Origin of the sequence: Rubrivivax benzoatilyticus JA2 = ATCC BAA-35, assembly GCF_000190375.1 — a bacterium.
Lineage (GTDB): Bacteria > Pseudomonadota > Gammaproteobacteria > Burkholderiales > Burkholderiaceae_C > Rubrivivax > Rubrivivax benzoatilyticus.
This window is the reverse complement of record NZ_AEWG01000149.1, coordinates 1-20,567: the sequence shown is the minus strand read 5'-3', so window position 1 is coordinate 20,567 and position 20,567 is coordinate 1. Positions and strand designations below refer to the sequence as shown.

At 71.1% G+C, this 20,567-nt stretch carries 21 protein-coding genes and 1 pseudogene; 8 read left to right on the top strand and 14 right to left on the bottom strand.

What is annotated here, in order from left to right; translation table 11 throughout:
* The 3 genes and pseudogenes from RBXJA2T_RS20460 to RBXJA2T_RS16700 form a co-directional block, all read left to right on the top strand.
* Positions 1 to 545 (top strand): annotated as a pseudogene (locus RBXJA2T_RS20460) (hypothetical protein); the annotation flags it as partial.
* 30 nt (positions 546 to 575) lie between these two features.
* Positions 576 to 833, top strand: coding sequence for a BTH_I0359 family protein (locus tag RBXJA2T_RS16705; protein ID WP_009858599.1), 258 nt, complete (start codon positions 576 to 578; stop codon positions 831 to 833).
* A 21-nt stretch (positions 834 to 854) separates the two neighbouring features.
* Positions 855 to 1,913 carry a homocysteine S-methyltransferase family protein gene (locus RBXJA2T_RS16700; RefSeq protein ID WP_009858598.1) on the top strand — a complete coding sequence of 353 codons (1,059 nt, stop codon included), beginning with the start codon at positions 855 to 857 and terminating at the stop codon, positions 1,911 to 1,913.
* Positions 1,914 to 2,051: 138 nt separating this feature from the next.
* Here the strand turns inward: RBXJA2T_RS16700 and sppA are convergent, their stop codons facing one another.
* Positions 2,052 to 3,899, bottom strand: a complete 1,848-nt coding sequence (gene sppA, locus RBXJA2T_RS16695; protein WP_138938915.1) for a signal peptide peptidase SppA — start codon at positions 3,897 to 3,899, stop codon at positions 2,052 to 2,054.
* Positions 3,900 to 4,157: 258 nt separating this feature from the next.
* Here sppA and RBXJA2T_RS16690 point away from each other — a divergent pair, with 258 nt between their 5' ends.
* A complete protein-coding gene (locus RBXJA2T_RS16690) occupies positions 4,158 to 5,114 on the top strand; it encodes an AEC family transporter (protein WP_009858596.1) in 957 nt (318 codons plus the stop codon).
* A gap of 31 nt (positions 5,115 to 5,145) precedes the next feature.
* Here the strand turns inward: RBXJA2T_RS16690 and RBXJA2T_RS16685 are convergent, their stop codons facing one another.
* From RBXJA2T_RS16685 to hemE, 3 genes are all read right to left on the bottom strand, one after another.
* A complete protein-coding gene (locus RBXJA2T_RS16685; protein WP_009858595.1) occupies positions 5,146 to 5,778 on the bottom strand; it encodes a trimeric intracellular cation channel family protein in 633 nt (210 codons plus the stop codon).
* A 2-nt stretch (positions 5,779 to 5,780) separates the two neighbouring features.
* Positions 5,781 to 7,805, bottom strand: a complete 2,025-nt coding sequence (locus RBXJA2T_RS16680; protein WP_009858594.1) for a primosomal protein N' — start codon at positions 7,803 to 7,805, stop codon at positions 5,781 to 5,783.
* Positions 7,806 to 8,135: 330 nt separating this feature from the next.
* Complete coding sequence (gene hemE, locus RBXJA2T_RS16675) at positions 8,136 to 9,233, bottom strand: uroporphyrinogen decarboxylase (RefSeq protein ID WP_009858593.1); 1,098 nt, start codon at positions 9,231 to 9,233, stop codon at positions 8,136 to 8,138.
* A 132-nt stretch (positions 9,234 to 9,365) separates the two neighbouring features.
* Here hemE and RBXJA2T_RS16670 point away from each other — a divergent pair, with 132 nt between their 5' ends.
* The 3 genes from RBXJA2T_RS16670 to RBXJA2T_RS16660 are packed head-to-tail and all read left to right on the top strand — an operon-like array spanning position 9,366 to position 11,381.
* On the top strand, positions 9,366 to 9,968 hold the full coding sequence (locus tag RBXJA2T_RS16670) for a LemA family protein (protein WP_009858592.1): 603 nt from the start codon (positions 9,366 to 9,368) through the stop codon (positions 9,966 to 9,968).
* A gap of 10 nt (positions 9,969 to 9,978) precedes the next feature.
* Positions 9,979 to 10,884: a TPM domain-containing protein gene (locus tag RBXJA2T_RS16665; protein ID WP_009858591.1), complete on the top strand. Its 906-nt coding sequence runs from the start codon at positions 9,979 to 9,981 to the stop codon at positions 10,882 to 10,884.
* Positions 10,884 to 11,381, top strand: coding sequence for a TPM domain-containing protein (locus RBXJA2T_RS16660; RefSeq protein WP_029718429.1), 498 nt, complete (start codon positions 10,884 to 10,886; stop codon positions 11,379 to 11,381). The genes RBXJA2T_RS16665 and RBXJA2T_RS16660 overlap by 1 nt, the downstream gene beginning before the upstream one ends.
* A 19-nt stretch (positions 11,382 to 11,400) precedes the next feature.
* On the opposite strand, the gene ppk2 is transcribed toward RBXJA2T_RS16660, so the two are convergent.
* The 10 genes from ppk2 to RBXJA2T_RS16610 all read right to left on the bottom strand — a co-directional run bounded on the left by ppk2 (position 11,401) and on the right by RBXJA2T_RS16610 (position 19,584).
* Positions 11,401 to 12,198 (bottom strand): polyphosphate kinase 2, encoded by a 798-nt coding sequence (ppk2, locus tag RBXJA2T_RS16655; RefSeq protein WP_009858589.1) that lies wholly within the window; start codon positions 12,196 to 12,198, stop codon positions 11,401 to 11,403.
* A gap of 84 nt (positions 12,199 to 12,282) precedes the next feature.
* The gene (locus RBXJA2T_RS16650) at positions 12,283 to 12,702 is read right to left on the bottom strand and encodes a F0F1 ATP synthase subunit epsilon (RefSeq protein ID WP_009858588.1); all 420 of its coding nucleotides are present in this window, start codon (positions 12,700 to 12,702) and stop codon (positions 12,283 to 12,285) included.
* Positions 12,703 to 12,764: 62 nt separating this feature from the next.
* Entirely contained in the window at positions 12,765 to 14,165 is a 1,401-nt protein-coding gene (atpD, locus tag RBXJA2T_RS16645; protein WP_009858587.1) for a F0F1 ATP synthase subunit beta, read from the bottom strand.
* A gap of 25 nt (positions 14,166 to 14,190) precedes the next feature.
* Positions 14,191 to 15,069, bottom strand: coding sequence for a F0F1 ATP synthase subunit gamma (gene atpG, locus RBXJA2T_RS16640; protein WP_009858586.1), 879 nt, complete (start codon positions 15,067 to 15,069; stop codon positions 14,191 to 14,193).
* A gap of 131 nt (positions 15,070 to 15,200) precedes the next feature.
* The gene (atpA, locus tag RBXJA2T_RS16635; protein WP_009858585.1) at positions 15,201 to 16,754 is read right to left on the bottom strand and encodes a F0F1 ATP synthase subunit alpha; all 1,554 of its coding nucleotides are present in this window, start codon (positions 16,752 to 16,754) and stop codon (positions 15,201 to 15,203) included.
* 34 nt (positions 16,755 to 16,788) lie between these two features.
* Positions 16,789 to 17,319 (bottom strand): F0F1 ATP synthase subunit delta, encoded by a 531-nt coding sequence (locus RBXJA2T_RS16630; protein WP_009858584.1) that lies wholly within the window; start codon positions 17,317 to 17,319, stop codon positions 16,789 to 16,791.
* 1 nt (position 17,320) lies between these two features.
* The gene (locus RBXJA2T_RS16625) at positions 17,321 to 17,791 is read right to left on the bottom strand and encodes a F0F1 ATP synthase subunit B (protein WP_009858583.1); all 471 of its coding nucleotides are present in this window, start codon (positions 17,789 to 17,791) and stop codon (positions 17,321 to 17,323) included.
* 84 nt (positions 17,792 to 17,875) lie between these two features.
* Positions 17,876 to 18,139, bottom strand: a complete 264-nt coding sequence (atpE, locus tag RBXJA2T_RS16620) for a F0F1 ATP synthase subunit C (RefSeq protein WP_009858582.1) — start codon at positions 18,137 to 18,139, stop codon at positions 17,876 to 17,878.
* Positions 18,140 to 18,209: 70 nt separating this feature from the next.
* Positions 18,210 to 19,082 (bottom strand): F0F1 ATP synthase subunit A, encoded by an 873-nt coding sequence (gene atpB / locus RBXJA2T_RS16615; protein WP_009858581.1) that lies wholly within the window; start codon positions 19,080 to 19,082, stop codon positions 18,210 to 18,212.
* Between the two features lie 25 nt (positions 19,083 to 19,107).
* Positions 19,108 to 19,584 (bottom strand): ATP synthase subunit I, encoded by a 477-nt coding sequence (locus RBXJA2T_RS16610; protein ID WP_029718431.1) that lies wholly within the window; start codon positions 19,582 to 19,584, stop codon positions 19,108 to 19,110.
* Between the two features lie 202 nt (positions 19,585 to 19,786).
* On the opposite strand from RBXJA2T_RS16610, the gene RBXJA2T_RS16605 reads away from it, so the two are divergent.
* Positions 19,787 to 20,567: protein-disulfide reductase DsbD domain-containing protein (locus RBXJA2T_RS16605; protein WP_009858579.1), on the top strand; the 781-nt coding region annotated here is incomplete at its 3' end.

Sequence of the window (20,567 nt, the reverse complement as noted above, 5' to 3'; positions counted from 1 at the left end):
AGCCCGGCGCCGACGGCTACCACCTCGTGCTGGCCGACGACGGCGGCGACGGCTGGAGCAGCCGCGGCCGCATCGGCCCGCACGGGCTCGAACCCGAGCGCCTGGTCGAGCGCCGCCGCACGCGCGAGGTGCGGGCGGCCAACTTCCGCCGTGACGTCGGTGTCGTCAGCGCCTCCGGCGGCGGCGCCGAGCATGCACTGCTGCCGGGCGCGCAGGACCGCGCCGGCTGGCTGCTGCAGCTGGCGGCCGTGGTCGCCGCGGCACCCGAGCGTTTTGCCCCCGGCGCGGTGGTCGAGCTCTTCGTCGTCGGCACCCGTGGCGACGCCGCGTGGCGGCGTTTTGAGGTCGAGGCCGTCGAGCCGCTGGACCTGCCGGCCGGCCCGGCCTCGGCGCTGCGGCTGGCCAGCGCCGCGCCGGGGCCTTACCAGCCGCGCTGGGAGGTCTGGCTGGACCCGGCGCGCGGCTGGCTGCCGGTGCGCTGGACGAGCCGCGTCGCCGAGACCGGCGCCGAGGCCGACCACCGCCTCGTCGCGGCCGGCTCTTGAAATGGCCGTTGCCGGGGCCAACTGCGGCCCATGCAGATGCTGTACCAGTCCGACACCTTCGTCGTCGTCCAGGTCGAGTTGCCGGCCGAAGCCGGCGCGCCGGCACGCGGCGGCTACGAGATCGTCGACAAGCTCGCGCGCACCGACATCTGGATCGAAGGGGCGGTGGCCGAGAGCTTTCGCCGCGGTGTCGAGGCGCTGGCCGAACGCGACCCGGGCCCCGAGGCCTTCGACGACTTCATCGCCGGCTACGCCCGGCTCGCCCAGCAGCCGCTGAGCCTGCACTGAACGGGCGGGCACAATGGCGCGATGAACGCCCGCACGCCCGCCTACACCCGCGGCCAGGCCCTGGCCGACCTGCTGCCCCGGCGCATCGTCGTCATCGACGGTGCGATGGGCACGATGATCCAGCGCTGGAAGCTCGGCGAAGCCGACTTCCGCAACGACGCGCTGCGCGAGCACCCGAAAGACCTGAAGGGCAACAACGACCTGCTGTCGATCACGCGCCCCGACGTGATCCGCGAGATCCACGCCCAGTACCTGGCGGCCGGCGCCGACATCATCGAGACCAACACCTTCGGCGCGACGACCGTCGCCCAGGAGGACTACGACCTGGCGCCCATGGCGCGCGAGATGAACCTCGCGTCGGCGCGTGTCGCGCGCGAAGCCGCCGACGCCGCGGCCACGCCGGACAAGCCGCGTTTCGTCGCCGGCGCGCTGGGCCCGACGCCGCGCACCGCCAGCATCAGCCCCGACGTCAACGACCCCGGCGCGCGCAACATCACGTTCGACCAGCTGCGCGACGCCTACCGCGAGCAGGCCGAGGCGCTGCTCGACGGCGGCGTCGACCTGTTCCTCGTCGAGACGATCTTCGACACGCTGAACGCCAAGGCCGCGATCTTCGCGCTCGACGAGCTGATGGAAGCGCGCGGCGAGCGCCTGCCGGTCATCGTCTCGGGCACCGTCACCGACGCCTCGGGCCGCATCCTGTCGGGGCAGACGGTGGGCGCGTTCTGGCACTCGGTGCGCCATGCGCGGCCGCTGGCCATCGGCCTGAACTGCGCGCTCGGCGCGGCGCTGATGCGGCCGTACATCGAGGAGCTGTCGCGCATCGCCGACGACACCTACGTCAGCTGCTACCCGAACGCCGGCCTGCCCAACCCGATGAGCGAGACCGGCTTCGACGAGACGCCGCCGGTCACCGGCGCGCTGATGGCCGACTTCGCCAAGGCCGGTTTCCTGAACATCGTCGGCGGCTGCTGCGGCACGACGCCGGACCACATCGCCGAGATCGCGCGCCGCGTCTCGGCCTACCGGCCGCGCTCGCGCCGCGACCCGCTGTTCACCGGGCTGGTCGCGGCGGCCTGATCGCGGCCGTGTCCGCATCCCCGAGGGCGCCTCTGGCGCCCTTTGGGGAGAGGCGCTGGCATACGGGCCGGATCCGATCCGGGTTTCCCGGTCGGATCCGGAGCCCCCTCGGGGGGCGGCCGCCAGGCGGCCGGGGGCTCAAGGTGCAGCGCACTCGCAGTGCGCCATCGCCGCCGGGCGGCGGCCGTCGCTGGCCTGGATCAGCCAGGCTGCCTGCTGCCGCAGTTCGGCCAGCGGCGCCGGCAGCGGCGGCGGCAGTGCCGCCTGCAGGGCCGGCTGCAGCGCCGTGACGCCGAGGCCGCCGAACCAGGCCATCAGGCGTTCGGCACGGCCGGGCATCTCCTCCATGTACTGCACGCGGTAGCCCGGCGCCAGCTTGGCGCGCGCCGCGGCCACGGCCAGAGCGTCGCGCAGGCCACCGGTGCGGTCGACCAGGCCGCGCACGCGGGCCTGCGCGCCGCTCCAGACGCGGCCCTGGCCGATCTCGTCGATGCGCTCCGGCGTCGTCTTGCGCGCCGTGGCGACACGTTCGAGGAACTGGCCGTAGACGTGGCCGATGCTCGACTGCAGCACCTGCTCGGTGCGTGCGTCCAGCGGCGCGCGCGGGTCGTAGGCGTCGACCGCCCAGCTCGTGCGGTAGCCCTCGGTGTGCAGGCCCAGGCGTTCGAGCGCACGTTCGGCGGTCGGCAGCACGGCGATGACGCCGATCGAGCCGGTGATCGTCGCCGGGTCGGCGACGATCTCGTCGGCCGAGGTCGAGATCCAGAAGCCGCCCGAGGCCGCGACGTCGCCCATCGACACCACCACCGGCTTGCCGGCGGCGCGGGCCAGCTCCAGCTCGCGGCGGATCAGCTCCGAGCCGAAGGCGCTGCCGCCGGGCGAGTTGACGCGCAGCACGATGGCGCGCACCGCGTCGTCGTCGCGGGCGCGCCGCACCAGCGCCGCGGTCGACAGCCCGCCCACCGTGCCCGGGGCGGCCTCGCCGTCGACGATCATGCCCTCGGCGACGACCACCGCCACCGCGGGGCCGGCGGCCGGCGGCGTGAAACGCGCCGCGTAGGCGGCGAAGCCGATCTGGCGGAAGCTCTCGCCGTCGCGTTCGCCGCGGGCGATCAGCGCCGCGCGCATCTGGTCGCGGGTCTTCATCGCGTCGATCAGGCCTTCACGCGCGGCCAGCTTGGCGGCGTCGCCGCCGGCGGCGGCCAGGCGCTCGGGCAGCTCGGCGATGGCCCGCGACAGGCTGCCGGCGGGCAGGCGGCGCGCATGCTCGATGGTCGCCGCGTAGTCGGCCCACAGGCCGTCGTAGAGCTCGCGGTCGGCCTGCTCGGTCTCGGGCGACGGCCCGCTGGCGGCCAGCGTCTCGGCGGCGTTCTTGAAGCGCCCGGCACGCACCACGTGCGCGGTGACGCCGAGCTGGTCCAGCGCGTCCTTGAAGTAGGTGCGCCGGCCGCCGTAGCCGCTGATCTCGATGCCGCCCATCGGGTGCAGCCAGACCTCGTCGGCGTGGGCCGCCAGGTAGTACTGGCGCTGGTCGTAGCTGGAGCCCCAGGCGACGACCTTCTTGCCGCCGGCGCGGAAGCGGTCGACGGCGGCGGCCACCTCGCGCAGCGTCGGCAGGCCGGCGCCGGCGAAGTCGTCGAGCACCAGCAGCGCGCTGGTGATGCGGGCGTCGGTGGCACCGGCGTCCAGCGCGGTCAGCAGGTCGCGCAGCCGGGTCTGTTCAAGGTCCGAGCCGCGCACCTTCTGCAGCGCGTTGTCGCGCAGGCTGCCGCTGAACTGCTCCCGGATCGGCCCCTGCGGGTTGAGCACCAGCACCGTCTTGTCGGCCAGCGGCGGCGGGCCGCGGTGCAGCAGGGCCCAGGCCACGGCGGCGAGCACCGCCAGCAGCAGCAGGTTCAGGATCGCCCGCCGTCCGGTGTCCACGAGCCACCACAGGCCGTGCAGCACGCGCATCGTCCGGGAACGGGGTTTCGTCTCGTCGGCCATCGAATCCTCCTCTGACGGGTGCGAGGCTAGCAGGACGTCGAAGAACGGATCGCCAACGCGTCGCCGATCGTCGGCAATGAAGCGGTCGTCAGCCTGACTGGAGCCTCCCTCGCGGAGGGAGGCTGGAGGGTGCCGTCAAGCGAGCTGGAGCACCCTCTCGGAGGGGGGCTCGGGGGGAGCTGTGCGTGACAGCCGCAGGCCCGGCATCCGGGCGGCGGAAGCCGCCTGGATGCCGGGCCGATTGCGATACTCGCGGCGATGTGGTCCATCCTCGCCGTGACGGCGCCCTTCTTCGCGCTGGTGGCGGCGGGTTACGCGGCCGGGCGGCTGCGCCTGCTGCCCGAGAGCGCGATTCCCGGGCTCAACGTCTTCGTCCAGTGCTTCGCGCTGCCGGCGATGCTGCTGCGCCTGGCGATGGCGACGCCGATCTCGCAGCTGCTCGACCCGGCGGTGCTGCTGTGCTGGCTGGGCGCGGCGGCCCTCGTCGTCGGCGCGGTGCTCGCGGCCACCTGGCGGCGCGCCGGGCTCAAGGACGCGGCCTTCGGCGCGCTCGTCGCCACCTTCCCGAACTCGGGCTTCATGGGCGTGCCGTTGCTCGTCGCGCTGCTCGGGCCGCAGGCCGCCGGGCCGACGATCGCGGTGCTGCTGATCGACGTCTTCGTGACCAGCTCGCTGTGCATCGCGCTGGCCCAGGCCGGCGACGCCGCCGGCCACGGCACGCGGCGCGCGCTGGCGCTGGCGCTGCGCGGCGCCGTCGGCAACCCGCTGCCCTGGGCGACGGCGCTGGGCGCCGTGTTCTCGGTGGCCGGCGTCGGCCTGCCGGGCCCGGTGGACACCGTCGTGCGCCTGCTGGCCGACGCGGCGACGCCAGTGGCGCTGTTCACCGTCGGCGCCGTGCTCTGGCGCGCCGGCCAGCGCGCCGGCCACGGTGAGCGCTGGGGCGACGTGGCGGCGATCACCGCCGTCAAGCTGTTCGTTCACCCGGCGCTGGTGGCCGGGCTGGGCCTGGTGCTGGTGGCTGCCGGCGTGCCGCTGACGCCGGCGCAGCTGACGGTGCTGACGCTGGCCGCGGCGCTGCCCAGCGCCAGCAACGTGCCGCTGCTGGCCGAGCGCTACCGCGCCGACGCCGGGCGCATCGCGCGCATCGTGATGCTGTCGACGGCGCTGGCCTTCGGCAGCTTCAGCGCGCTGGTCGGCTGGCTGGGACCGGGCTGAGCGGCAGCGTCGTGCACCGGGCCGGTGTGTGTCAGCGCCGGCCGGCGCGCCACTCGGGCAGGCGGATGCCGCGCCACAGCGTCCAGCCGCGCAGGCCGCACGCGAGCGCGGCCCCGGCGAACAGGCCCGGGCCCGGCGGCCAGCCGAGGTGCTCGCCGAGCACGACGAGCCAGCCGCCGGCGAAGGCGCAGACGGCGTAGGGCTGGTGGTCGTTGAAAGCGGCCGGCACCTCGGCGCAGGCGATGTCGCGCAGCACGCCGCCGCAGGCCGCGGTCATCGTGCCCATCAGCACCGCGATCAGCGCCGGCATGCCGGCGGCCAGCGCGATCTGCGTGCCGCTGGCGGCGAACAGGCCCAGGCCCAGCGCGTCGGGCCACTGGATCGCGCGCTGCGTCGTCGCGACGTGGCGCCGGTCGAGGTAGCGCATGGCCAGCAGCGTCAGCAGCAGCAGGCCCCAGAGCCAGTCGGCGTTGTGCACCCAGAAGAAGGGCCGGCGGTCGAGCAGCAGGTCGCGCATCGTGCCGCCGCCGAAGGCCGACAGGCAGGCCACCGAGAACGAGCCGACGGCGTCCAGCCGCTTGCGCGCTGCGGTCAGCAGCCCGGCGATGAAGAAGGCCAGCGTTCCGGCGACCTCGATGGTCAGGTGCAGCAGATCCAGAGGCATCGTCAGATCGCCAGCGGGTCGACGTCGACGGCCCAGCGGATCAGGCCCTTGTGATGCGGCCGAAGCGCGTGCAGCTGCGGCAGCCAGCCGGCGAGGAAACGCTGCAGCGCCGGCCGCGACGTCGACTCGACGAGCATCTGCACGCGTTCGACATCGGCCACGCGGGACACCGCCGGCGGCACCGCCGGGTACAGGCCGATGCTGTCGATGCCCTCGGCCAGCGTCGCCGCTTCGTCGAGGAAGGCGGTGGCGACCTCGGCGCTCCTGGCTTCCGCCCGCAGCAGCGCCAGGTGGCTGAACGGCGGCAGCCCGGCGCTGCGGCGCTCGTCGAGTTGGCTGGCGGCAAACGCCGCGTAGTCGTGGCGCTTGAGCGCGTCGAACAGCGCGTGCTGCGGGTTCCAGGTCTGGATCCACATCTCGCTGCGTGCCGCCTGCTCGGCGTCGCGGCCGGCGCGGCCGGCGGCCTGCATCAGCAGTGCGAACAGGCGCTCCGGGGCGCGGAAGTCGCTGGCGAACAGCGCCGAGTCGGGGTTCACCGCGACGACCAGCGTGATGCGGCGGAAGTCATGGCCTTTGGCCACCATCTGCGTGCCGACGAGCACGTCGACCTCGCCGGCGTGCACGGCGCCGAGCTGCTGCTCCAGCGCCCCGGCGCCGCGTGTGCTGTCGGCGTCGATGCGCGCGACACGCGCTTCGGGCAGCAGCTCGGCGAGCTGCTCGGCCAGCTTCTCGGTGCCGCGGCCGATCGGCGCGATGTCCTGGTTGCCGCAGTCGGGGCAGGCGCGCGGCACGCGTTCGGTGAAGCCGCAGTGGTGGCAGCGCAGCGTGCGGTCGGCCTTGTGGAACACGCGCCAGGCGCTGCAGTGCGGACAGCCGCTCTTCCAGCCGCATTCGCCGCAGTGCAGCACCGGCGCGTAGCCGCGGCGGTTGAGCAGCAGCAGGCTCTGCTCGCCGCGCTCCAGCCGCTGGCGCAGCGCGTCCAGCACCGGCGGCGCCAGCGGCGGCCCGTCGACGCCGCGCTGGCGCGGCAGCCGGCTCATGTCGAAGACGCGCACGCGCGGCATCGCGCCGCCGCCGATGCGCGCGTCCAGCGCCAGGCGGCGGTAGCGGCCTTCCTGCACACGCTGCCAGGTCTCCAGCGACGGCGTCGCCGAGCCCAGCAGCACCGGCACGCCGGCGTCGTGGGCGCGCCAGACGGCGAGGTCGCGCGCCGAGTAGCGTGCGCCTTCCTGCTGCTTGAACGAGGGATCGTGCTCCTCGTCGACGACGACCAGCCCCAGCCGCGGCAGCGACGCGAACACCGCCAGCCGCGTGCCGAGCACGAGGTCGGCGGTGCCCAGGTGGGCCTGCAGCCAGTTCTTCAGCCGCTGCGCCGGCGTCAGCGCGCTGTGCAGGCTGACCAGGCGCCGTCCGGGGAAACGTGCGGCGAACCGCGCTTCGAGCTGCGGCGTCAGGTTGATCTCGGGCACCAGCACCAGCACCTGGCGGCCGGCGTCCAGCGCCTGCTCGGCGGCGCGCAGGTAGACCTCGGTCTTGCCGCTGCCGGTGACGCCGTGCAGCAGCGCCGGTGCCGTGCTCTCGGCCAGCGCGGCCAGCGCCGCCTGCTGCTCGGCGCTGGGTTCGGGCCGCGGCGGCGGCTCGGCGGCCGGCGGCGGCGCGAGCTTGGCCAGCTTGGCGACGCGGCGCGCGAGCTGCACGTCGTCCAGCTTGCGCAGCTCGGGCGGCAGCACCGACAGCGCCAGCTCGCCGACACCCCGCTGGTAGTAGCCGGCGGCGAACTCGACGAGGCGGCGCCAGGCGTCGCCCAGCGGCGGCAGCGCCTCGAGCGCCGGGCCGGCCGGGCGCAGCGCGTCGTCGGCGAGTTCGGCGTCGCCTTCGCGGTGCCAGACGATGCCCGGCACCTCGCGCCGGCCCAGCGGCACACGCAGCAGCGTGCCGGGCGGCCAGGCCTGCTCGGCGAGGTAGTCGAGCACGCCGACCCCCGTGTGCTGGGGTGTCTCGACGGCGACGGCGATGCGCTGGGTCATCGGCTCGTCACTTGCGTGCGAAAGCTCGGTGGCTTCTCAAGGATCGTCCCCAAGTCCTTGTGTTGGAAGGCTTTTCGGACCTGCCCACAGCTTCTGTGGATAACTTTGTGCAGAAGCTGCGTCCAGCGCCTCCAAGTTGTTGATTCTCCAAGCCCCGAGGTTCTTTGCGCGATTTCGTGGCAGCGGAGTGATCGTATATGAATCAACAACTTAGCGAAGACAAACGGCCCCAGTGGGGCCGTTGCGGGGAAGCTGCTGCGGGCCGGTGCCGCAGCACGTTTACTGGGGATAAGTCAAGCCTTCAGGCAGGGCAAACGCTGCCCTGAGCACTCACTTACCGGCCGAGCGAAGCAGGCGGCCGTGGTTGTGCACCGCTTCGACAAGCGCGGTGACGTTGTCCGGCGGCGTGTGCTGGCTGATGCCGTGGCCGAGGTTGAAGACGTGGCCGCCCCAGCCGCCGTCGGCACGCTGCGGCGCGCCGAAGCTGTCGAGCACCTTGGCCGCTTCCTTGGCGATGACCTCGGGGTTGGAGAACAGCACCGCCGGGTCCAGGTTGCCCTGCAGCGCGACGCGGTCGCCGGTGCGGCGGCGGGCGTCGCCCAGGTTGGCCGTCCAGTCCAGGCCGACGACGTCGGCGCCGATCGCGGCGATCTGTTCCAGCCAGATGCCGCCGCCCTTGGTGAAGACGATGACCGGGATCTGCTGGCCGTCGTGCTGGCGCTTCAGGCCGGCGACGACGCGGCGCGTGTATTCGAGGCTGAATTCCTGGAACACGCCGTCGGCGAGCACGCCGCCCCAGCTGTCGAAGATCATCACGGCCTGCGCGCCGCACTCGATCTGCTGGTTCAGGTAGGCGGTGACGGCCTGCGCGTTGACGTCAAGGATGCGGTGCAGCAGGTCGGGGCGCGCGTACAGCATCTGCTTGACGACGCGGTAGTCGTCCGAGCCGGCGCCTTCGACCATGTAGCTGGCCAGCGTCCAGGGGCTGCCGGAGAAGCCGATCAGCGGCACGCGGCCGTTGAGCGCCTTGCGCAGCATCGTCACGGTGTCGAAGACGTAGCGCAGCTTGTCCAGGTCGGGCACCTGCAGCGCGGCGACCGAGGCTTCGTCACGCAGCGGGTGGGCGAAGCGCGGGCCTTCGCCGGCGCCGAAGCTCAGGCCCAGGCCCATCGCGTCGGGCACGACCAGGATGTCGGAGAACAGGATCGCCGCGTCCAGCGCGTAACGGTCCAGCGGCTGCAGCGTCACCTCGGTGGCGTACTGCGGGTTGGTGGCCAGACCCATGAAGCTGTTGCCCGCCTTCTCGCGCGTGGCGCGGTACTCCGGCAGGTAACGACCGGCCTGGCGCATCAGCCAGAGCGGCGTGTGGGTCGTGGGCTGGCGCAGGCACGCGCGCAGGAACTGGTCGTTTTGGAGGGGGGCGAACATCGGAGGATTATCGCCGGCCGGCCTGCGGCCGATTTGATCTCGGCTTGGTTCTCGTCAGCCTCGTCGGCCGCGGGCGCACCACCGCGTGGCCACCGGCCGGCGTAGCATCGGGCGCCAACCAAGGAGGACACGATGGGTTTGACGAGGTGGATCGCCGCGATCGGTGTCGTGCTGGCCCTGTCGGGCTGCGGCTACAACGACTTCCAGCGCCTGGACGAGCAGGCCAAGTCGCGCTGGGCCGAGGTGCTGAACCAGTACCAGCGCCGCGCCGACCTGGTGCCCAACCTGGTGGCCACCGTCAAGGGCGAAGCGAACTTCGAGCAGGAGACGCTGACCCGTGTCGTCGAGGCGCGCGCGCGTGCGACCTCGATCCAGGCCACGCCCGAGCTGGTCGACAACCCCGAGGCCTTCCGCAAGTTCCAGGCGGCGCAGGGCGAGCTGTCGGGTGCGCTGTCGCGGCTGCTGATGGTCAGCGAGAACTACCCCAGCCTGCGCGCCAACCAGGGCTTCCAGGACCTGCGGGTGCAGCTCGAGGGCACCGAGAACCGCATCACCGTCGCGCGCAACCAGTACATCCAGGCGGTGCAGGAATACAACGTGCTGGCGCGCAGCTTCCCGAGCAACCTGACGGCGATGGTCTTCGGCTACGAGGTCAAGCCCAGCCTGCAGGTGCAGGACGAGGCTGCGATCAGCCGGCCGCCGGCGGTCAACTTCGAGAGCCCGGCCTCCAAGTGAGCGACTGAGCATGCCGCGCCTGCTGCGCGCGCTGGCCCTGCTGCTGGCGCTGTTCGTGCCGGCGGTCTTCGCCCAGGGCGGGTTGAAGCCCGTGCCGGCGCTGACGGCGCGTGTCATCGACCAGACCGCGACGCTGGCGCCGGCGGCGCGTGACGCGCTGGAGGCCAGGCTCGCCGCCTTCGAGGCCGAGGCCGGGCCGCAGATCGTCGTGCTGATCGTGCCCGACACCGCGCCCGAGGACATCGCGGCCTACGCCTGGCGCGTGGCCGACCAGTGGAAGATCGGCCGGCGCGAGGTCGGCGACGGCGTGCTGGTGCTGGTGTCGATGGGCGACCGGCGCGTGCGCATCGAGGTCGCGCGCGCGCTCGAAGGCGCGATCCCCGACCTGGCGGCGCGCCAGATCATCGACCGCGCGATCCGGCCCGCGTTCCGCGAAGGCGACTACGCCGGCGGGCTGGAGGCTGGCATCGACCAGCTGATCGCGCGCATCCGCGGCGAGAACCTGCCGCTGCCGGCCGCCGCCGGCCGCGGCGAGGACGGCACGCAGTTCGAGGACTGGGTGGTGCTGCTGTTCTTCGGCGTGCCGGTGATGGCCTCGGTGCTGTCCGGGGCGCTGGGGCGCAAGCTCGGCGTGCCGCTGACCGCGGCCATCGCCGGCGGCATCGCCTGGTGGGTGACGGCCAGCGTGCTGGTCGCGCTCGGTGTCGGCGTCGCGGCGCTGGTTTTCGCGCTGGTCTTCAGCGTCGCGTCGGCGCTGCGCCAGATCGGCGGCGGCTCCGGCCGCGGCGGCGGTGGCTGGGGCGGAGGCGGCGGCTTCGGCGGTGGCGGGTTCCGTGGCGGTGGCGGCGGCGGCGGTGGTTTCCGCTCCGGCGGCGGCGGCAGTTTCGGCGGCGGCGGCGCCTCGGGGGGCTGGTGATGGGTCTGGGACGTGCGTTGCGCCATCTGTTCGCCGACCACCACGACGTGCGCCGGGTGCTCGACGATGCCGCGATGGCGCGCCTGGCCGAGCGCGTGCGCGCCAGCGAGGCGCGCCATTCGGGCGAGATCCGGCTGTGCGTCGAGGCCGGCCTGCCCTGGGGCTGGCTGCAGCGCCCGGTGCGCGAACGTGCGCTGGAGGTCTTCGCCGAGCTGGGGGTCTGGGACACCGAGGCCAACAACGGCGTGCTGATCTACCTGCTGCTGGCCGACCATGCGATCGAGCTCGTCGCCGACCGCGGCGTGATGCGCCACGCGCCGGCCGGTCACTGGGACGGCGTCGTCGCGACGATGCGCGAGGCGTTCCGCGCCGGGCGTTTCGAGGACGGGCTGGCGCAGGCCGTCGACGCCGTCGACGCGCTGCTGGTGCGGCACTACCCGCTGGCCGAAGGCGAGGCCAACCCGAACGAGCTGCCCGACGCGCCGCACGTGCGCTGACGGCCGCGCCGCGGCGCGCTCAGATCGGCTTCAGCGGCCCGTCGAACCGTTCGAGCAGCGGCGCGTGGCCCAGCGGCGGGAACTCGATCGTCGCCTCGGGCACCTTGCGGTCGGGGATGCGGTCGAGCAGGTCGCGGATCAGGCGCAGGCGGCCGATGCGCTGGTCGTTGAAGTCGACCAGCGTCCACGGTGCGTGCGCGGTGTGCGTGGCCTTCAGCATCAGGTCGCGCGCGTGGCCGTACTCGGCGTAACGCGTGCGCGCCTGCAGGTCCACCGGCGAGAGCTTCCAGCGCTTCAGCGGGTCGGCCAGGCGGTCGGCGAAACGCAGTTCCTGGCGCTCCTGGTCGACGGTGAGCCAGTACTTCAGCAGCAGGATGCCGTCGTCGACGAGCAGTTTCTCGAACACCGGCGCCTGCTTCAGGAAGGCCTTGGCCTGGGCTTCGCTGCAGTAGCCCATCACGCGCTCGACGCCGGCGCGGTTGTACCAGCTGCGGTCGAAGAGCACGATCTCGCCGGCCGCCGGCAGGTGCGCGACATAACGCTGGAAGTACCACTGCGTGGCCTCGCGCTCGGTCGGCTTGGGCAGCGCGACGGTGCGGCACTGGCGCGGGTTGAGCGTCGAGGCGATGGCCGAGATCACCCCGCCCTTGCCGGCGGTGTCGCGGCCCTCGATCAGCACCAGCAGGCGCTTGCCGGTGTGCTGCAGCCAGCGCGCCAGGTCGTTGAGCTGCAGTTCCAGCGGTTCGAGCTGCGCCAGGTAGTCGGCCTTCGAGATCTTGCCGTTGGTGCCGTCGCCGTGCTTGGTCTTCTTGCTCATGGGCCGATGATGCGCCCGGCATGCGGCCAATGAAAAGGCCGCCGGCGCTGTCGCGCGGGCGGCCCGTCGTGCGGACGTCGCAGCTTACTTGCGGCGCAGCTTCTGGATCGCGGCGATCTGCGCGGCCATGGCCGCGAACTCGCTCTGCGCCTTCGCCAGGTCGATGTCGCTCTTGGCGTTGCGCATCGCTTCCTCGGCCAGGCGCTTGGCCTCGGTGGCCTTGGCCTCGTCGAGGTCGTGGCCGCGGATGGCCGTGTCGGCGAGCACCGTCACGACGTTGGGCTGCACTTCCAGGATGCCGCCGGCGACGAAGACGAACTCCTCTTCGCCGTTGTCGGCGCGCTCGATGCGCACCGCGCCCGGCTTGATGCGGGTGATCAGCGGCGTGTGGCGCGGCAGGATGCCGAGCTCGCCGTTCTCGCCCGGCAGTGCGACGAACTTGGCCTCGCCCGAGAAGATGCTCTCCTCGGCAGAGACGACGTCGACGTGAATGGTCTTGGCCATGGGGGTCCTCGGATGGAAGAAAGATCAGGAAGCGGCGGGGCGCCAGGCGCCCCGGAGCCCGCTTACTGCAGCTTCTTCGCCTTCTCGAACGCCTCGTCGATCGTGCCGACCATGTAGAAGGCCTGCTCCGGCAGGTGGTCGCACTCGCCGTTGACGATCATCTTGAAGCCGCGGATCGTTTCCTTCAGCGGCACGTACTTGCCCGGCGTGCCGGTGAACACTTCGGCGACGTGGAAGGGCTGCGACAGGAAACGCTGGATCTTGCGGGCGCGGGCGACGGCCAGCTTGTCTTCCGGCGACAGCTCGTCCATGCCCAGGATCGCGATGATGTCGCGCAGTTCCTTGTAGCGCTGCAGCGTGGCCTGCACCGCACGCGTGGTGCTGTAGTGCTCCTCGCCGACGACGTTCGGGTCGATCTGGCGCGAGGTCGAGTCCAGCGGGTCGACGGCGGGGTAGATGCCCAGCGCGGCGATGTCACGCGACAGCACGACGGTGGCGTCCAGGTGGGCGAAGGTCGTGGCCGGCGACGGGTCGGTCAGGTCGTCCGCAGGGACGTACACGGCCTGGATCGAGGTGATCGAGCCGACCTTGGTCGACGTGATGCGCTCCTGCAGGCGGCCCATTTCCTCGGCCAGCGTCGGCTGGTAGCCCACCGCCGACGGCATGCGGCCCAGCAGCGCGGACACTTCGGTGCCGGCCAGCGTGTAGCGGTAGATGTTGTCGACGAAGAACAGCACGTCACGGCCTTCGTCACGGAACGCCTCGGCCATCGTCAGGCCGGTCAGCGCCACGCGCAGACGGTTGCCCGGCGGCTCGTTCATCTGGCCGTAGACCATCGCCACCTTCGACTCGGACAGGTTCTCCTGCACGACGACGTTGGAGTCCGACATCTCGTGATAGAAGTCGTTGCCCTCGCGGGTGCGCTCACCGACGCCGGCGAACACGGACAGACCCGAGTGCGCCTTGGCGATGTTGTTGATGAGCTCCATCATGTTGACGGTCTTGCCGACGCCGGCGCCGCCGAACAGGCCGACCTTGCCGCCCTTGGCGAACGGGCAGATCAGGTCGATGACCTTGATGCCGGTTTCCAGCAGCTCCTGCGACGGCGACAGCTCGTCGTAGGCCGGGGCCTTGCGGTGGATCGTCGCGGTGTGGGTCTGGTCGACCGGGCCACGCTCGTCGATCGGGTTGCCGAGCACGTCCATGATGCGGCCCAGCGTCGCCTTGCCGACCGGCACGGTGATGCCGGCACCGGTGTCGGTGACCATCAGGCCGCGGCGCAGGCCGTCCGACGAGCCGAGCGCGATGGTGCGCACGACGCCGTCGCCGAGTTGTTGCTGAACTTCCAGCGTCAGCGGCGAGCCTTCGAGCTTCAGTGCGTCGAAGATCTTGGGCATCTGGTCGCGCGGGAACTCCACGTCCACGACGGCGCCGATGCACTGAACGATCTTGCCTTGTGCCATTTTGAGCTTCCTTCGATTCGTATCTTTAGACGGCGGCGGCGCCACCCACGATTTCCGACAGTTCCTTCGTGATCGCGGCCTGGCGGGTCTTGTTGTAGACGAGCTTGAGCTCGGCGATCAGGTTGCCGGCGTTGTCCGTGGCGGCCTTCATCGCGACCATGCGCGCGCTCTGCTCGCTGGCCATGTTCTCGGCCACGGCCTGGTAGACCAGCGCCTCGATGTAGCGCGTGAGCAGCTCGTCGATGACCACCGACGCCTCGGGCTCGTAGATGTAGTCCCAGGCGTAGGCCTTCTTCTCGGTGGCGGTCTGCTCCAGGCGCGACGGCGCCAGCGGCAGCAGCGGCTCGACCATCGGCTCCTGCTTCATCGTGTTGATGAACTTCGTGTAGCAGAGATGCACTTCGTCGATCTCGCCGGCCACGAAGGCGTCGAGCATGACCTTGACCGGGCCGATCAGCTTCTCGAGCTGCGGCGCGTCGCCGAGCTGGATCGCGTGGCCGATGACCTGCGCGCCGATCCGGTTCAGGAAGCCGAAGCCCTTGTTGCCGATCGCCACCGTCGCGATCGAGCCGCCGGCCGCCTGCACGTCCTTCATCTTCTGCGTGACGGCACGCAGGATGTTGGTGTTCAGGCCGCCGCACAGGCCCTTGTCGGTGGTCACGACGATGAAGCCGACCTTCTTCGTCGTGCCGCCGGCGCGCAGGTAGGGCGACTTGTATTCAGGATTGGCTTCCGACAGGTGCGCAGCGATGTTGCGCACCTTGTCGGCGTACGGGCGCGCAGCGCGCATGCGCTCCTGCGCCTTGCGCATCTTGGACGCGGCGACCATTTCCATGGCCTTGGTGATCTTCTTGGTGTTCTCCACCGATTTGATCTTGCCGCGAATCTCTTTTCCGACTGCCATGTGGCACTCCAGTCAAGCGGACGCCGCAGAACCGGCCGAAGCCGGTCCGGCGGCGACGCCCCGAAGCCCCGCAACGGCCCGTTGCGGGCCGAAGGGACAGACGCCGAAGGCGCTCCGGGGGCGGGCCATGTTCAGGCGAAGGACTTCTTGAACGCGGCGATCGCGCCGGCCAGCTCTTCCTCGGCGGCCTTGTCCATCGCCTTGTCGTTCTCGAGCTTGGCCAGCAGCGCGGCGTGGCTCGACTTCAGGTGCTGGTGCAGGCCGTGTTCGAAGGCCAGAACCTTCTTCACGTCGATGTCGTCCAGGTAGCCCTTGTTCGCGGCGTACAGCGTCGCGGCCATCAGGCTGATCGGCAGCGGCGAGTACTGGGCCTGCTTCAGCAGTTCGGTCACGCGCGCGCCGCGGTCGAGCTGCTTGCGGGTGGCAGCGTCGAGGTCGGAGGCGAACTGCGCGAACGCGGCCAGTTCACGGTACTGCGCCAGGTCGGTACGGATGCCGCCCGACAGGCTCTTGATCAGCTTGGTCTGCGCGGCGCCACCGACGCGCGACACCGAGATGCCGGCGTTGATCGCGGGACGGATGCCGGCGTTGAACAGGCTGGTTTCCAGGAAGATCTGGCCGTCGGTGATCGAGATCACGTTCGTCGGCACGAAGGCGGACACGTCGCCGGCCTGCGTCTCGATGATCGGCAGCGCGGTCAGCGAACCGGTCTTGCCCTTGACCTCGCCCTTCGTGAAGGCCTCGACGTAGTCGGCGTTCACGCGAGCGGCGCGCTCGAGCAGGCGGCTGTGGAGATAGAACACGTCGCCGGGGAAGGCTTCGCGGCCCGGCGGGCGGCGCAGCAGCAGCGAGACCTGGCGGTAGGCGACGGCCTGCTTGGACAGATCGTCGTAGATGATCAGGGCGTCCTGGCCGCGGTCGCGGAAGTACTCGCCCATCGTGCAGCCGGAGTAGGCCGACACGTATTGCATCGCCGCCGATTCCGACGCCGAGGCCGCGACGACGATGGTGTAGTCCATCGCGCCGGCTTGTTCCAGGGAGCGCACCACGTTCTTGATCGACGAAGCCTTCTGGCCGATCGCGACGTAGATGCAGGTCATGTTCTGACCCTTCTGGTTGATGATCGTGTCGATCGCCACCGCGGTCTTGCCGGTCTGGCGGTCGCCGATGATCAGCTCGCGCTGGCCACGGCCGATCGGCACCATCGAGTCGATCGACTTCAGGCCGGTCTGCACCGGCTGGTCGACGGACTTGCGGGCGATGACGCCCGGCGCGACCTTCTCGATGACGTCGGTCATCTTGGCGTTGATCGGGCCCTTGCCGTCGATCGGCTGGCCGAGCGCGTTGACGACGCGGCCGATCAGCTCGGGGCCGACCGGCACCGACAGGATCTGGCCCGTGCACTTGACGGTGTCGCCTTCGGAGATGTGCTCGTACTCGCCCAGAATCACCGCGCCGACGGAGTCGCGCTCGAGGTTCAGAGCCAGGCCGTAGGTCGGCTGGCCGCTCGCGGTGGGCGGGAACTCCAGCATTTCGCCGGCCATCACCTCGGACAGGCCGTGAACGCGGCAGATGCCGTCGGTCACCGAGACGACCGTACCCTGGTTGCGGATGTCGGTCGAGACGCCAAGGCCTTCGATGCGGCTCTTGATCAGCTCGGAAATTTCAGCGGGATTCAGGTTCATAGGTTCTCCTCGAAGGGCGCACGCTCGACGGCTGTCAGGCGGTCAGGGCGGCCTTCATCTGTTCGAGACGGGCGCGGACCGAGGTGTCGAGCACCTCGTCGCCGACGACGACACGCACGCCGCCGATCAGCTCCGGGTCGACTTCGACGTGCGCGTTCAGCTTGCGGCCGAAGCGCTTCTCGAGCGAGGCCGTGACCTCGGCGAGCTGCGCGCCGTCGAGCGGGAACGCGCTGTAGACCGTCGCGTCGGAGACGCCGCCGGAAGCGTTGACCAGGGTGCGGAACTGCGCCGCGACCTCGGCCAGCGCCACGAGGCGGCCGTTTTCGATGACGGTGCGCAGCAGGTTGGCCGCGCGCGGGTCGAGCGCCTGGCCGACGACGCCGGCGATGACGTCGTAGACCTGCGAGGCCGGCACCTTCGGGTGGTCGGCGAACTGGCGCAGTTCGGCGTTGCCCGCCACGGCGGCCAGCGCGTCGATCTGCGGCGCCAGCGCCGCGGCATCGCTGCCGGCGGCCTGGAACAGCGCTTCGGCGTACGGCCGGGCGATCGTCGCGAGCTCTGCCATGTCAGAGCTCCGCCTTCAGGCGCGACAGCAGCTCGGCGTGAACGCCGGGATTCACTTCGCGACGCAGGATCTGCTCGGCGCCCTTGACGGCCAGCCCGGCGACCTGCTCGCGCAGCGCCTCACGGGCCTTCACGGCTTCCTGCTCGGCTTCGGCTCGCGCCGCAGCGATGATCTTGGCCCCTTCCTCGGTGGCACGCCCCTTGGCTTCCTCGATCATCTGCTGCGCGAGACGCTCGGCGTCGGCGAGACGCTTCTGGGCATCGTTGCGCGCAGCCGAGAGTTGCTGCTCGACGCGCTGGTTCGCAGCCGCCAGATCGGACTTGGCCTTGTCGGCCGCCGACAGACCGTCGGCGATCTTGGCGGCGCGCTCGTCGAGCGCCTTGACGATCGGCGGCCAGACGAATTTCATCGTGAACCCGACCAGGATCAGGAACACGATCATCTGGATGATCAGTGTCGCGTTGATGCTCACTTTGTGTCCTCGAAACGCTTGTGGCGAAAAACGGCTGCCTCGCGCTGAGCCGTCCGATTCGCGGCGATCAGGCCGCGTGCCGGATTACTTCGCCAGGGCGGCGATCTGGCCGAGGAACGGGTTGGCGGTGGTGAACCACAGCGCGATACCCGTGCCGATGATGAACGAGGCGTCGATCAGGCCGACCAGCAGGAACATCTTGGTTTGCAGTTCACCCATCAGCTCGGGCTGACGCGCGGCCGATTCCAGGTACTTGCTGCCCATGACGCCGATACCGATACAGGCGCCGGCGGCGCCGAGACCGATGATCAGGCCGGCGGCGAGAGCGACGAGACCGATGAGTTCCATGATGACTCCTTGCTAAATGCGAAAGTGGAGAAAGGGGAAGAAGGGGCAGGAACTGCCCCGGGGCAAACCGTCAGTGCGAGTCGTGCGCCTGACCGACGTACACCAGCGTCAGCATCATGAACACGAACGCTTGCAGCGTGATGATCAGGATGTGGAAGATGGCCCACACCGTCCCGGCCACGATGTGCAGCAGGGACAGCGCCAGACCGCTGGCGGAAAGGGTGAACGCACCGCCGAGCAGCGCGATCAGCAGGAAGATCAGCTCGCCGGCGTACATGTTGCCGAACAGCCGCATGCCGTGCGAAACCGTCTTCGCGACGAACTCGACGAGCTGCATCGCGAGGTTGACGATGCCCAGCAGCACGGCGAACAGCGGGTTCTTGCTCGTGCCGAACGGGGCGGTGACGAGCTCGTGCGCCCAGCCGCCCAGGCCCTTGATCTTCAGGTTGTAGTACAGGCACAGCAGCAGCACGGTGCCCGACAGCGCCATCGTGATCGACAGGTCGGCGGTCGGCACGACACGCAGGTAGGCCTCGGGGTTGCCGCTGGCGGTCTGCCACAGCCAGGGCAGCAGGTCGACCGGCAGCAGGTCCATCGCGTTGAGCATGAACACCCAGACGAAGACCGTCAGCGCCAGCGGCGCGACGAACTTGCGGCTCTGGGCGTTGTGGACGATGTCCTTGGCCTGGTTGTCGACCATCTCGACGAGCATCTCGACGGCGGCCTGGAAGCGGCCCGGCACGCCCGAGGTGGCCTTGCGCGCCGCCATCCACAGCAGGCCGCAGGTCAGGATGCCCAGCGTGACGGCGAAGAACACCGAGTCGAGGTTGATGACCGAGAAGTCGACGACCCCGGTCTGGTGACCGGTCTGCGCGTGGTGCAGGTGGTGGACGATGTACTCGCCCGCGGTCGGCGCGTGTCCTGCGGTTCCTTCGGCTGCCATGTTCTGGTCGTCCCGTGTCGTCGTGTCAGCGGCCGCGCCACAGGAGCGCGACCCAGTATGTCTTGATGCACAGCACCAGGCTCGCCAGCAATGCCGGCCAGTTCAGGTCCTGCACGAGCTTCGGCGCCAGCATCAGCATGGCGACCGAGACCGCGATCTTCACCGACTCCCACAACATGAAGCTGACGACACCGGCGCCGGGCGACATGCTGCTGAATCGGCTGGTCGCACCGCGCGCCATCAGGGCGCTCGGCAGGACCACGGTGGCGGCGCCGTAAAGCGCCGACCATCCGGCTGCCAGGCGGCCCGTGATCGTCGCTGCGAGCAGCGCGACCACCACGCCGACCACCACCTGCGCAAGGATCACCCGCCACGGAGACAGCAGCGGGTTCTTCTGGCGCAGGGCACGAGCTTGCTCGCGGGTCAGCGGCTTGAAGGCAGCCAGGGCTGCCGCGTCATCGTCCTCCCAAGGGTCGGCCTGCAATTTACGGTCGATCGCCATGGTGAGTCGGGGGATGCGGACAGCAAAGCCGGCGCATTATACGGATAAACCCCGGTCAAGTCGGAACACCCGGAAACGCTGTAAGGCGGCCCTTCGGCAGGCCGGGTCGGCGCCCTCGGGCGCGCGGGCGCTGGCGGACAATCGGGGCCCTTCGGCGCCTGCTGCGCCCCACTCGACGGCCCGGCCGTCGGCCCGTCATCCGATGCTGCTCCTGCGCCCGCTGCTGACCCTCGCCGCCTTTGTCCTCGCGCTGGCCGCGCCGCCCGTCTCGGCGGCCCCCGGCGCGGTCGTGACGACCCCCCAGGTGCGGGCCGAACTCGTCGTCCACGCGCCCGAGGGCCTGGGGGCCGGCCGGCCGATGGCGCTGGGCCTGCTGCTGCGCCACCAGCCCGGCTGGCACAGCTACTGGAAGAACCCGGGTGACTCGGGCCTGCCGACGACCTTCGCCTGGACGCTGCCCGAAGGCGCTGCCGCCGGCGACATCCGCTGGCCGACGCCGCAGCGCCTGCCGGTGGGGCCGCTGATGAACTTCGGCTACGACGGCACGCTGCTGCTGCCGGTGCCGCTCGCGATCGCCGACGGCTTCAAGGCCGAGCGTCTCGACGTCACGCTGCACGCCGAGTGGCTGGTCTGCAAGGAGGTCTGCATCCCCGAGTCGGGCGACTTCGTGCTGTCGCTGCCGCGCGAGCAGGCGATCGCGGCGCATGCCGCCGAGTTCGCCGCCGCCGAGGCCGCGCGGCCGGTGCCGGCCGCCGGCGCGACGGCCAGCGCCCGCATCGACGGCCAGGCCGTCGTCGTCGAGGTCCAGGGCCTGCCGGCCGACTGGCAGGGCGCCGCGCTCGACGTGCTGCCGGCCACCGCCGGCGCGCTGCGCAACGCCGCCGTGCCGCAGGCCTCGTGGTCGGGCTCGACCTGGACCGCGCGGCTGGAGATCGACGCGCAGCGCACCGAGGCGCCGCCGGCGCTGGAGCTGGTGCTGGTGC